At 34.3% G+C, this 12,146-nt stretch carries 12 protein-coding genes; 10 read left to right on the forward strand and 2 right to left on the reverse strand.

Annotation, left to right across the window (positions count from 1 at the left end; genetic code table 11):
• Nucleotides 1–13 precede the first annotated feature (13 nt).
• Nucleotides 14–676, reverse strand: coding sequence for a thiamine diphosphokinase (locus M2306_RS02565; RefSeq protein WP_115090842.1), 663 nt, complete (start codon nt 674–676; stop codon nt 14–16).
• 131 nt (nt 677–807) lie between these two features.
• Here M2306_RS02565 and M2306_RS02570 point away from each other — a divergent pair, with 131 nt between their 5' ends.
• The 9 genes from M2306_RS02570 (at nt 808) to M2306_RS02610 (ending at nt 11,298) form a co-directional block, all read left to right on the forward strand.
• Nucleotides 808–1,113 (forward strand): rhodanese-like domain-containing protein, encoded by a 306-nt coding sequence (locus M2306_RS02570; RefSeq protein WP_115090841.1) that lies wholly within the window; start codon nt 808–810, stop codon nt 1,111–1,113.
• An 85-nt stretch (nt 1,114–1,198) separates the two neighbouring features.
• Nucleotides 1,199–2,077, forward strand: coding sequence for a diacylglycerol/lipid kinase family protein (locus tag M2306_RS02575; protein WP_115090840.1), 879 nt, complete (start codon nt 1,199–1,201; stop codon nt 2,075–2,077).
• Between the two features lie 109 nt (nt 2,078–2,186).
• Nucleotides 2,187–3,590 carry a dihydrolipoyl dehydrogenase gene (gene lpdA / locus M2306_RS02580; RefSeq protein WP_002985960.1) on the forward strand — a complete coding sequence of 468 codons (1,404 nt, stop codon included), beginning with the start codon at nt 2,187–2,189 and terminating at the stop codon, nt 3,588–3,590.
• Nucleotides 3,591–3,704: 114 nt separating this feature from the next.
• Nucleotides 3,705–4,295 carry a hypothetical protein gene (locus M2306_RS02585; RefSeq protein WP_115090839.1) on the forward strand — a complete coding sequence of 197 codons (591 nt, stop codon included), beginning with the start codon at nt 3,705–3,707 and terminating at the stop codon, nt 4,293–4,295.
• A 105-nt stretch (nt 4,296–4,400) separates the two neighbouring features.
• Nucleotides 4,401–4,730, forward strand: a complete 330-nt coding sequence (locus tag M2306_RS02590) for a hypothetical protein (protein WP_002985955.1) — start codon at nt 4,401–4,403, stop codon at nt 4,728–4,730.
• A 246-nt stretch (nt 4,731–4,976) separates the two neighbouring features.
• Nucleotides 4,977–7,847: an alpha/beta hydrolase family protein gene (locus M2306_RS02595; RefSeq protein WP_259187882.1), complete on the forward strand. Its 2,871-nt coding sequence runs from the start codon at nt 4,977–4,979 to the stop codon at nt 7,845–7,847.
• Nucleotides 7,848–8,032: 185 nt separating this feature from the next.
• Nucleotides 8,033–8,329 carry a hypothetical protein gene (locus M2306_RS02600; RefSeq protein ID WP_498882745.1) on the forward strand — a complete coding sequence of 99 codons (297 nt, stop codon included), beginning with the start codon at nt 8,033–8,035 and terminating at the stop codon, nt 8,327–8,329.
• The gene (locus M2306_RS02605; protein ID WP_498882746.1) at nt 8,310–9,038 is read left to right on the forward strand and encodes a hypothetical protein; all 729 of its coding nucleotides are present in this window, start codon (nt 8,310–8,312) and stop codon (nt 9,036–9,038) included. Before M2306_RS02600 ends, M2306_RS02605 begins: the two co-directional genes overlap by 20 nt.
• Nucleotides 8,998–11,298 (forward strand): tetratricopeptide repeat protein, encoded by a 2,301-nt coding sequence (locus M2306_RS02610; RefSeq protein ID WP_259187884.1) that lies wholly within the window; start codon nt 8,998–9,000, stop codon nt 11,296–11,298. The genes M2306_RS02605 and M2306_RS02610 overlap by 41 nt, the downstream gene beginning before the upstream one ends.
• Nucleotides 11,299–11,374: 76 nt before the next feature.
• Here M2306_RS02610 and M2306_RS02615 read toward each other — a convergent pair whose 3' ends face one another.
• On the reverse strand, nt 11,375–11,605 hold the full coding sequence (locus M2306_RS02615) for a hypothetical protein (RefSeq protein WP_115090834.1): 231 nt from the start codon (nt 11,603–11,605) through the stop codon (nt 11,375–11,377).
• 198 nt (nt 11,606–11,803) lie between these two features.
• Here M2306_RS02615 and M2306_RS02620 point away from each other — a divergent pair, with 198 nt between their 5' ends.
• The gene (locus tag M2306_RS02620; protein WP_115090833.1) at nt 11,804–12,064 is read left to right on the forward strand and encodes a hypothetical protein; all 261 of its coding nucleotides are present in this window, start codon (nt 11,804–11,806) and stop codon (nt 12,062–12,064) included.
• Nucleotides 12,065–12,146: the final 82 nt, after the last annotated feature.

Raw genomic sequence — 12,146 nt, forward strand, 5'->3', positions numbered from 1 at the left:
TGAAAACACAAAATTAATCCGTGCATTCCATTAATAGTAAATCGCCACTTTCATAGGTGATACTGACTATACCATCTTCTAGCACACTATTACTTGATCCTGTGCGAATGCCGAGTTCTAAGGCTTCATTCAACAAAGGGTACTTCAAATTAGATGTTGTAATTCCGCCAGCTTTTCCAACGGGAATCAAAGATAAAATAGTATCCTTCGTATACCATTTTTTATAGGTAGAAGGTAACCGGAAAATTTTAGAATAATCATCGAGGATAACTATTTTCATGCTATTGCGATACTTCACTAAAGTTGTAATATTCGTGAAGGTATGATCTGCTCTTTTACCAGTTGCCCAAATAACATTAGCAGCCGTTATTCCTTTGGTTAGTAAGAAATTTAACGCTTTTTCCAAATCTGTAGTTTCTTGATCGGGGCTGTGTATAATTTCTAAAGGATACTGTTTGGCAAGATATACGGTTGGATCAAAATCTCGATCAAAATCTCCAATCAATACATCTACCTTGATGTTCAGTTCAATAACTCGTTCTATCGCTTGATCTAATACTACAATATAAGGAGACCATTCTAGTAATTGATCTAATAAATCTTGACTACATGCCGCCCCATTAGCAATAATTAAGGCAGGTTCTTGATCATCTCGAACGATGTGATGTGATGACATAAATTATTTCTTGTAATTGATAGAACAAAGTAAAACAATAAATCCTACCAAAAGTCTTTTTTTAGCGCGAAATAATAGATAACACGCAAAATAACTTTATCTTTGAAGCTATTAAAACAAGTAAGCAAAAAATGGATTTAGCACAAGAACAATGGTGGGAACAATATCAAAATGATAGCAACGCTGTTATGTTAGATGTTCGCACAGATGAAGAGGTCGAAGAAGTTTCAATTCCCAATGCAATCAATATTGATATCTATAAAGGTCAAGGTTTTTTAGATGCAGTAGAGCAATTGGATAAAACAAAGAACTACTACGTGTATTGTAAAGCAGGCGGAAGAAGTAACCAAGCTTGTATGTTGATGAACCAATTAGGGTTTGAAAACACCTTTAATTTACTTGGAGGAATTATGGAGTGGGAAGGACCAACCGTATAGAAAGTCAACATAAGTTGACTTTCTTGTTATAATAAAAATAAAATACGGAGGAATACGTATTTTTTCAATCCCTTATCGTCGTTGTATGATTCATATTCATTTTATCGTTAATCCTATTTCAGGAAAAGGTAAACACAATATTACAGAAGAACATATTAGAACTTTTTTTCCCAGCGAAAAATATAACGTTGTTGTTCATTTAACTACTCACAAAAAACACGCCATTGAATTAACCAAATTAGCGCTAACACAAGGGGCATCAATTGTTGTCGCATGTGGAGGGGATGGTACAATTCATGAAGTGGCTACTGAGTTAGTACACAAAGATGTACTATTTGGCGTAGTACCTGTTGGTTCAGGTAATGGATTAGCTTCTAATTTGTCTATTCCTAAAGATATTGATAAAGCCCTTGAAGTCATCCAAAGACAATCAGTTGTTGCTATGGATGTGGGGGTGTTGAATGGAGAGTATTTCTTTAGTAATATGGGATTCGGAATTGATGCGACCATTATTGAACAATACGAAAAATCAGGCAAGCGAAAATTGGGGGCCTATATTCGTGCCGCTTTAAATTCTGCTCAGCATTATCAGGCGAAACAGATGCGTGTAACCTATAATGGAGTGACAAAAGAAGTAAATCCCTTGTTGTTGTTTATTTCCAACTCAAATGAAATGGGATATAACATGAGTTTGACGCCTCAAGCAAGCCTTACAGATGGGTTATTGGATTATTTAATGGTACCTAAAATTGGTATTTTAAAACAATTGACCTTTGGGCTATATGTTTTACTGAAAAAAACAGAAAAATTTAGACGAACAGATTATGTGCAAACAACCAAAATAGAGGTTGAAATTAAGCACAGCCCAAAGAATGGAGCACAAATAGATGGGGAATATTATGAATTTGATACCAACCATTTTGTAATCGAAGTCGCACAAAAGAGTTTAAAAGTTATTTGTTAGTGCAAAATGGCTTTTTTATCATAAAAACAACACCGAATCGTGTAAAGAGTTATTTTAGAAAAGCGTACATTTGTACATCGTATATAAACATCAAAAAGTTAAAAAAAATATGAATTCATTTGACGTAGTTGTAATTGGTTCAGGGCCTGGTGGATATGTAGCTGCAATCCGTTGTGCCCAATTAGGTTTTAAAACTGCAATCGTAGAAAAATATGCAACATTAGGTGGAACTTGCTTAAACGTAGGTTGTATCCCTTCTAAAGCGTTGTTGGCATCTTCTCACATGGTAGAGGAGATGAAACACTTTGCAGAACACGGTATCGAAATTGCTGGAGATGTAAAAGTGGATTTAGCCAAAATGATTGAGCGCAAACAAGCTGTTGTAGACCAAACTTGTTCAGGAGTTAAATTCTTAATGGACAAGAATAGTATTACTGTATTCGAAGGAGTTGGATCATTTGAAAATGCAACTACAATTAATGTAACAAAGAACGATGGTTCTGTAGAGCAATTTGAAGCAAAACACACTATTATTGCTACAGGTTCTAAACCATCAACTTTGCCATTTATCCAATTAGATAAAGAGCGTATTATTACTTCTACAGAGGCGTTAAAACTTCCTGAAGTACCAAAACACTTGATTATCATTGGTGGTGGAGTAATTGGATTGGAATTAGGTCAGGTTTATTTGAGATTAGGTGCTCAGGTATCTGTAGTAGAATTCGCTGATCGTATCCTTCCTACAATGGATGGTGCAGTTTCAAAAGAATTGACGAAAGTATTAAAGAAACAAGGAATGAAATTCTACACGTCACACAAAGTACAAGGTGTTGTACGTGAAGGAGATGTAGTAAAAGTTTCTGCTGAAGATAAAAAAGGAGAAATCATCACATTAGAAGGTGATTACACGTTAGTAGCAGTAGGTCGTCGTCCATATACAGATGGATTGAATGCTGAAAAAGCGGGAGTAAAAGTAACGGAAAGAGGACAAATCGAAGTGAATGATCACTTGCAAACGACAGCTTCTAATATTTATGCAATTGGTGACGTAGTTCGTGGAGCAATGTTAGCACATAAAGCGGAAGAAGAAGGAGTTTTAGTAGCTGAATATTTAGCTGGTCAAAGACCGCATATCAACTACAACTTAATCCCTGGTGTAGTTTACACTTGGCCAGAAGTTGCTGCTGTTGGAAAAACAGAAGAGCAATTGAAAGCAGAAGGTGTAGCATACAAAGTAGGTAGTTTCCCATTCAGAGCGTTAGGACGTTCTCGTGCTAGTGGTGATTTGGATGGGCTAGTGAAAATTATCGCTGACCAAAATACAGACGAAGTTTTAGGAATTCACATGGTAGGTGCTCGTGCTGCTGATTTAATCGCAGAAGCAGTAACAGCTATGGAATTTAGAGCTTCAGCTGAAGATATCTCAAGAATGTCTCATGCTCACCCAACGTTTGCAGAGGCTATTAAAGAGGCTGCTTTAGCGGCTACTGAAAACCGCGCATTACACGTATAGGTTAAGAGAAAATATGTTAAAAAAAGAGTCTAAATGTCTATTTAGACTCTTTTTTATTTTTAGTCGTATAAAAAAGAATATATTTGTTTCCTTAATTAATAAAACCAAAGCGAAATGAAAAAGATAATAGCGATTTTAGTAGGGAGTATCGCCCTAGCATCTTGTTCAAGTGATGATAATAAATCGTCTTCAGATGATCCTATTTTTTCTCAACCTTATACTGAATTAGCTAATTTGGATGAATTGCAAACAGGTAAATATCAATATGTAGGAAATAAAATAGGAGATCGTAAAGTAGGAGTAGTTGGTGAAACAAGTAACTGTAAAAGAATTGACTATTTATTGGTACATAGAAATCCAACAACATCAGTATTAGATTCCTTAACGTATAATAATTTTCGTTTGGATAAAGTTGAAGGAAAACTAGAATGTATGAGTATTTTTGAATTTCCTCGTTTGTTACAAAAAAATGAACTTTTACGTCCTGGTTATATGAGAACTTCTATAGAAGATGGTTATTATGAACAGTTATATAAAGATGATGGGAAAACAAAAGATGGAAGGGCATATAGACGAAAAGATCATTTTAAAGGAGAATTAGAAATTGGTTTTCAAGCTGGTTATTTAAGAGTTGAAGATCGCATCTCAGATTATAGTCGAATAACAAAAGACGAAAAAGTATACCTTTATTTTAAAAAAATGTAATTGCAATAGTTGCAAAGCTTCCTTAATTTTAAAGGAAGCTTTTTTTATTAGCTAAGATTTCCAGAATGTTTTTATAACTTTGTGTTTTAACTAAGAGCGTAGATTATGGATATAAAGGCATTGATTCATCATAACCTAGATGAATTATTGTATTTAGCGGATAAAAAAGGAGTCTTAAATACAGATTTGGTGGTGAAAATTGGAGCTTTTGTGGGCGCAGCTGTACTAAGAGGTAGATTTGCAGACAAAAAAGAAGTAACAGAAGAAGAAATTAATGGTGTCTTTGGGATAGTAGGAGATTTCTGTAAGATGAGCTTTGGGCGTAGTTATACTAAAGTTCACTTTAAAAAAATGACAACAATGGCATTGGAACTCATACAAGAACCTACATTTGATACCGATGTAGAGGTTTTTATACAAGATTTGCAGTCATAAGTATTAAAAGAATAGAAAATAGAGGGGATACTAGGGAACTAGTGTCCCTTTTTTTATTACTAAAGATTGAAAATCAGCCTTTAATATATTGGATAAAAAAGTTAAATCCTTGCATATCATCTAATCAACGCTTCATCCTTTGAATCTCAGGTGTTAATACATTTGCTAGATCAGGGCTAATGCGATATCTTGTACCTTTCGATAAAAATACTTAAATCAACATTTTACACCTATATAATGATTCGAATGAATAGAATAGCCCCTTTAGGAATTGGTTTGTTACTATTGACAGCCACTTTAGGGTATGGACAAAAGAAACCTTTAGATCACTCGGTATATGATCGTTGGGAAACGGTTGCAAGCAAACAATTTACGAACGACGGAAAAGCAATTACTTACCAAATTGCACAACAAGAAGGCGATAAAACCTTAGTGCTTCAGTTTTTAGATCAAAAGAAAAAAGAAGTGTTCCCTCGTGGAGAACAAGTAGCATTTACAGCTGATTCTAAATATATTGTTTTTGCTATTAGACCATTATATACGGACTTAAAAGCTGTAAAAAACAAGAAAAAGAAAGAAGACGAAATTGCTAAAGATTCATTAGCGATATACAATCTGATGCAACAAACTATAGTGAAAATTCCACAGGTAAAATCGTTTAAATTACCACAAAAAGGAAATGATGTTTTAGCTTATTTGTTAGAAAAAGAACAAGATACGGTTGGTGGAAAAAAGAAAAAAGCGGAGAAGAAAACAGATAAAAATGAACCTTTAACGCTTGTTGTACGCCAATTGGAAACAGCCAAAGAGGAACGTATTGCCAACGTGGTGTCGTACCATTTTGATGAAAAAGGAAATTATCTTGTTTATGTAACGGCTAATCCGGAACCAAAGAAAAAAGAGGACAAGAAAGAGGAGAATAAAGAAGAAGTAGCAGAAGAAACTACTGTAATTACCCCTATTAACCAAGAATATGGAGCCTATGCTTTAGAGGTAAAAACAGGGAAGAAAACGGCTTTATTACTTGGAGAAGGGAAATTTACCCAGTTTAACTTGGATAAAGAAGGAAAACAAGTAGTTTTTACCTATACAGGGGATGAAGAGAAAGCTTTGGTGAAAACATATACAATTTACCATGCTTCTTTACCTAAAAAAGCGACCCCTTTAGTTGCTAATACAAGTAAAGGAATGCCTGAAAATTGGGTGGTATCAGAAAATTATACGCCTCAATTCAGTAAAAATGGAAAAAGATTATACTTTGGAATAGCGCCTCAACCAATTGCAAAGGATACTACTTTAATTGCTGATGATCACGCTATTGTTGATATTTGGCATTATAAAGAAGATTATTTACAACCACAACAATTGGTCAATTTAGATAAAGATTTGAAGAAATCGTATGTAGCAACGATGGATCTTACAAAAGTAAATGCTATTGTTGCCTTGGCAGATGAAACATCAAATTATACGTCTTTAGTAGATGAGGGAGATGCAGCTATCGCATTTCAAGCATCTGATTATGGAAGACGGGTAGAAAAACAATGGGATATTTCAGGTGTGACATCGTATTATATTGTTGATGTGCGCACAGGAGTACGCAAAGAGATTATCAAAGATTTACCTGGAAGAGCGACCATATCTCCTAAAGGAACTGCTGTAGTATACTACAATAGTCAAGAGGCAAATTGGTATGTGTATGAAGTAAAAACGGGGATTACCAAACAATTGAATAAAGGGGTAACCGTATCTTTCGCTGAAGAAGAATTTGATATGCCAGATCTTCCTTCTGCTTATGGAATAAAAGGTTGGACAGATAACGACGAATCAGTGTTGATTGGAGATCGATATGATATATGGGAGTTTTACCTGAAAGGAAATAAAGCACCTCGTATGATTACCAATGGCTATGGACGTCAACATAATCTTACGTTTGATTTATTGCAATTAGATGATGAAAAGAAATCATTCAATCGAAATGAAAAAGCAATTGCAGCTGTATTGGATAATCAAACCAAAGATGCAGGTTATTTTTATGTGAATTTAAAAACAGGAGAGAATCCAACGAAGATTGTAGTTGAGAATTACAGCGGATTTACCTCATTGTCTAAAGCGAAAAATGCTTCTGTATACGCTGTTACAAAAGGGAATTTTATCCATTCGAATGATTTATATGTAGGAGAGCAATTAAATCTAATGACCCAACTAAGTCAATTGAATCCACAACAAGAAGAATACAATTGGGGAACGAATGAATTAGTGCATTGGACAACGCCTAATGGATACGAGGCAACTGGAGTTTTGTTTAAACCAGAAGATTTTGACGCAACGAAGAAATATCCGATGATCGTGTATTTCTACGAAAAATTATCGGATAACTTGAATCGTTATGAAGCACCAGCACCGACACCTTCTCGTTTAAATATTCCTTATTTTGTGAGTAATGGTTATTTGGTATTTACACCCGATATTAGTTATACAGATGGATTCCCAGGAAAAGCGGCAGAAGAGTTTATTAATTCTGGAGTAGAGTTTTTGAAAGAAAATGCTTGGGTTGATGGAGATAAAATCGGAATTCAAGGACAAAGTTGGGGAGGATATCAAGTAACGTATTTGGTTACGGTTACAGATATGTATGCAGCAGCTTGGGCAGGTGCTCCAGTAGCTAATATGACTTCGGCTTATGGTGGAATTCGTTGGGGAACGGGAATGAGCCGTCAATTCCAATATGAAAAAACACAAAGTAGAATTGGTAAAACACTTTGGGAAGGATATGATTTGTACATTGAAAACTCTCCTTTATTCAAAGTTCCGAATATAACAACGCCTTTGGTAATTATGCACAATGATAACGATGGAGCGGTGCCTTGGTATCAAGGAATTGAAATGTTTATGGCGATGCGTCGATTGGAAAAACCAGTGTGGATGTTGAATTATAATGGAGATGAACACAATTTGATGAAACGTCAAAATAGAAAAGATATTCAAATTCGTCAACAGCAGTTTTTTGATTATTACCTAAAAGGAGCACAAGCACCTGTATGGATGGTAAAAGGAGTTCCTGCTGTATTAAAAGGAAAGGATTGGGGATTCGATTTGACAACAGAAAGAGTGCAGTAAATCACCAAAAGTAAGCATACAAAAAGGCCTAGAAGAATTCGTTCTTTTAGGCCTTTTGTTGTATGTGAAATATTGCATTTCCTCCAAAAAATAGTAGGAGTGTACTAGGTACAAATACATTCTTATCTGTACATTTGCTGTAAGAAGGAGACCTTGTTTCAAGATCAGAAGACTTCGTTAAAGCTATGAAAAAAATTATTTTAGGGATGCTGCTTTTGCTGTGTGTGTCCTGTATGAATACCTCCTCTAATACGAATCCCAAACTTTCGTTTTACTATTGGAAGACGACTTTCTCTTTGGATCAAGCAGAAAAAGAGGCATTAACCAATTTGAATGTTAGTAAGCTGTATATTCGATATTTTGATATTGGATTGAAAAATGGAACGGCTATTCCTATTACGCCTATTGTATTTAAGGAAGCTGTGCCATTACTAGAAGTAGTTCCGGTTATTTATATTAAAAATGAAGTTGTTTCTCAGTGAGCAATTAGAGGTGAAAAAATTGGCGAATCAAATTGTGGATTTCGTTATACAAATTAATGAACACAACAATATCGACAGTCAAGAAATTCAAATCGATTGTGATTGGACGTTGAATAGTAAAGAGCGCTTTTTTGCTTTAATTGACCAATTACACAAGGAAACGGAAATGAAAATATCTGCTACTGTTCGTTTACATCAGGTTAAATATGCATCAAAAACGGGAATCCCCAATGTGGACCGAGGAGTATTGATGTATTACAACATGGGACGTATTGCTTCCGATTCTTTAAATTCAATATACGATCGCGAAATTGCTCAAAAATACATTGGTGGATTACGAGATTATCCCTTGCAGTTGGATTATGCATTGCCTATTTATTCCTGGGTGGTTCACAGCAGAGATAATCAAGTGATTCGCTTAATCAGTCGTTTGCGAACCGCGGATTTAGCCCAGCAACCAAACATAAAACAGCAGCAGGCAAATCAATTTGTTGTTACGCAAGAAATGGAGGCATTCGGATTTGTGTTTCAGCCTGGTGATGTATTGAAGGTTGAAAGTATCTCAGCCGATCAACTCAAAGAAATGACAACAGATCTGTATCGAGCAAGTGGTACATGCCCTAAAGAAATAATATTATACGACTTAAATTCAAAAAACATCAATTACTATGATCAAGAAATCTTTAAAGAAATGGTACGTTGTAAGTAGCCTTGCCGCTTTGCTGGGAACAGGTATTTATACGTATGGTTGTGCTGATGGCTGGTGGAGCTATTCAAGTATCTCCAATTTTACACCAGAAGCCTTTGCGGATGATTCTTATAAACCTTTATTTTTTGCTCCTTATGATCGCTTTTACAACGGTGGATATATGGACAATAGCTCCATGTTTAACGATAATATTGTAGCGGAATGGGCCACTTATTTACAAGGAAAATTAGAGCAAGCTGAAGTGGAGAAATACCTGTTGTCTAGTCAAGAAAAAGCAGCAGAAATTGATCAATTATACGCTAACTTAAAAGGAAAGAAGTCGACAACTTGGAATTTAAAGGATGAACGCATTCAAAATTTCGTTACTTTTTTATACCATGCTAAAGCAATAGAAATGTATTCCAATGATACATATAGCTATTGGAATTATGAATCACATGTGGCTACTTTAATGGAGGAAAATCAAGCCGATAAAGTAGAAAAAGTATATAAAAATCTGAAGAGTAAAGATGCGTTTTATGCCAATAGAATGTGGTTTCAAGTTATGAAAGCCAAGTTCTACTCAACGAATCGAGCAAGTGCAATTGCCTTTTTTAATGAAAGTGCAGCAAAACAGCCAAAGAATAACTTGTATTATAGAGCATTGGGATATGTAGCTGGAGCCTATTATCAAGCGGGTGATTATGATCAATCTAACGTCTTATATGCCGAGATTTTTAATGCAAATCCTACTTTGCGTCAAGTGGCTTTATATAACTATAAACCTAGAGAAACGGAAAGCGTTAGAGCGTTAGCACAAACTATTCCAAATAAAGATGTACAAGCTGCTTTATGGGCGATGCAAGGATATTACAGCAATGTAATGGATGCATTAAAAGAGGTTGTTGCAGTAGATAGTAAAAGCCCACATGCTAACTTTCTATTAACCCGTTGGGTAAATGAACAAGAAGCTTCCGTTTTACAATTCCGAGAGGAATCATTCAAAACGAGCAAAGAATACTTTGGAAGTTTAAAGAAAAAAATTGATCAGCCTGGATTGGATTGGGTAAAGAAAATAGCAAAAGAAGAAAAAGTAGATAACCCTGCGCTGTGGTATATGGCTAGTGGTTATTTAGCTATTTTTCAAGGACAATATAAAGAAGCGGACGAAGCTTTTGTAAAAGCAAAAAAAGAAGCAAAGGGAAATGCATTAGTTGAAAATCAAATTCGTCTATTTGGATTGATTAATCAAGTATCTCAAATCAAAAAAGTAGATGCCAAAGCCGAACAAGTTATCTTAGAGGATATGCAATGGATTTACAATGAGATTATACCAAAGGCTAATTGGGAAGATCCATTTCGTTATGATTACGCTTTGCATTGGGTTCGTCAGTATTTAGCTGCTATCTATGCAGAACAAGGAAATAACGTAATGAGTGAAATTATGTATTCAAACCTTGATTTTTACGGTAAAGTAGAACATACAGTAAAAATGGAGCAATTCTTACTTGCTACTAAAAAGACCAAGTTTGAACAACTGATGGTGGATAAATACCAATATAACTTGAGTGATATTTACGAAAGAAGAGCAATTAATTTGTTTTACCAAGATAAAATCGACCAAGCTATCGTAGAAATGAAAAAGGCAGAGCCTATAACAGCGACCTATGAGTATAGTGGAGAGTCTTATGTGAAAACCTATAAAAATACAGAATTACTTGGAAATCCATTCAATGGTAAAATTCAAGACTGTAATGATTGTGATCATATGGCGAAACAAAGCGTGAAATATACCAAATTGAGTTTCTTAGAAAAAATTAAAGAAATGCAGGATAGGATTGCGCAGGGTGAAGATGTCTTTAATAATGCGTTATTAGTAGGAAATGCTTTCTACAATGGAACCTATTACGGAAATGCACGCGTATTTTATTATAATGCTTTAGTCAATGAATATGGAAATTTTATTTCTCCTTCAGAGCGAAAATATTTGTTGAATATGGCATTGGCGAAGAAGTATTATGGCTTAGCTAAAAAAGCAGCAACGACAAAAGAGCAAAAAGCCAAAATGGCTTATTTAGAAGCGAAGGTAGAGCGCAATGAGTTTTATGCTAACCAGTATCAAAATAAAGATTACTATTGGGGAGCAGGCTGGGATGATCCGATGTTTAAAAAATGGAAGGGATTCCAAGAATTAGCAACGTTGTATAGTGATACCAAATACTACCAAGACGTAATCAATGAATGTGGTTATTTTAGAACCTATTTAGAAAAAAATCAGTAATAGAAACAAAAAAAATCCAGAAAGTACTTTCTGGATTTTTTATTTTTAATTTTTTGCTAAAACCTGTTTCAATCGATTAATTGCAAACAATATTCATCGATGTAAGGCGGAAATTTCTCAGAAATGCTTCAGGCGCATTTTCTAGTTTCTCTAATTGATGTTTAGATAAAACGAAGTTAGTAATAACCCAGTTTTTTGTATCATACAACATAATTAGAAGCTCCTCATTCAATTGTTGAGAAGAAAGTTGAGCCATGTTTTGTTGTTTCTGCTCAATTCCTTGTTGATTGAAAAATAATTTTTTCATTTTCGGCTACTTTTTAAGAACGACAATCAATTTTTGTAAGGGGCTTTAATAGAATTAAATTGTAAGCGTTGTTTTGTTAGTGTAAAATTACTAAAAATAATTTTATTTTTAACTTAAAATCGTTAAAAACTGTATTTTGTTTCTTTTTATTTGAAATAGAATCTAATTTTTTTTAAAAAATGTATCATTTAATCCTTGATGGTTACTGCGTTATTCAGTAGTTTTTCTTCTAAAAAAAGAAGAAGTAAAAAAAATATTTTTTATGTTTTTCTACTAATTATTTCCCTATTAGGCACTTTTTTATGTTCCATAAAAGGAGAAAAAAGAGAAACAGAAGGAGAGAAAAGATTTTATTTTTTAAAAAAAAGAGAAGAGGTGCAGTTTAATCAACGTGAAAAAAATCAAATCCTTGGAACTGAATTTTTTAAAAGAGAAAATAATTTAATTTTTTCACTATAATAAAAGAGAAAAAGACTACTATTTGTGAAATATTAGTTATTTGTATCCTGATATGCAGGATGTTTTTGTTATTTTTGAGTAA

Source organism: Myroides gitamensis (assembly GCF_029894455.1).
Taxonomy (GTDB): Bacteria; Bacteroidota; Bacteroidia; order Flavobacteriales; family Flavobacteriaceae; genus Flavobacterium; species Flavobacterium odoratum.

What these genes read in the sequence shown, in the direction of transcription:
- M2306_RS02570 (WP_115090841.1), top strand. Translation starts at nt 808, where the DNA reads ATGGATTTAGCACAAGAACAATGGTGGGAACAATATCAAAATGATAGC.
- M2306_RS02620 (WP_115090833.1), top strand. Translation starts at nt 11,804, where the DNA reads ATGGTTACTGCGTTATTCAGTAGTTTTTCTTCTAAAAAAAGAAGAAGT.
- M2306_RS02585 (WP_115090839.1), top strand. Translation starts at nt 3,705, where the DNA reads ATGAAAAAGATAATAGCGATTTTAGTAGGGAGTATCGCCCTAGCATCT.
- lpdA (WP_002985960.1), top strand. Translation starts at nt 2,187, where the DNA reads ATGAATTCATTTGACGTAGTTGTAATTGGTTCAGGGCCTGGTGGATAT.
- M2306_RS02600 (WP_498882745.1), top strand. Translation starts at nt 8,033, where the DNA reads ATGAAAAAAATTATTTTAGGGATGCTGCTTTTGCTGTGTGTGTCCTGT.
- M2306_RS02610 (WP_259187884.1), top strand. Translation starts at nt 8,998, where the DNA reads ATGATCAAGAAATCTTTAAAGAAATGGTACGTTGTAAGTAGCCTTGCC.
- M2306_RS02590 (WP_002985955.1), top strand. Translation starts at nt 4,401, where the DNA reads ATGGATATAAAGGCATTGATTCATCATAACCTAGATGAATTATTGTAT.
- M2306_RS02615 (WP_115090834.1), bottom strand. Translation starts at nt 11,605, where the DNA reads ATGAAAAAATTATTTTTCAATCAACAAGGAATTGAGCAGAAACAACAA.
- M2306_RS02605 (WP_498882746.1), top strand. Translation starts at nt 8,310, where the DNA reads ATGAAGTTGTTTCTCAGTGAGCAATTAGAGGTGAAAAAATTGGCGAAT.
- M2306_RS02575 (WP_115090840.1), top strand. Translation starts at nt 1,199, where the DNA reads ATGATTCATATTCATTTTATCGTTAATCCTATTTCAGGAAAAGGTAAA.
- M2306_RS02595 (WP_259187882.1), top strand. Translation starts at nt 4,977, where the DNA reads ATGAATAGAATAGCCCCTTTAGGAATTGGTTTGTTACTATTGACAGCC.
- M2306_RS02565 (WP_115090842.1), bottom strand. Translation starts at nt 676, where the DNA reads ATGTCATCACATCACATCGTTCGAGATGATCAAGAACCTGCCTTAATT.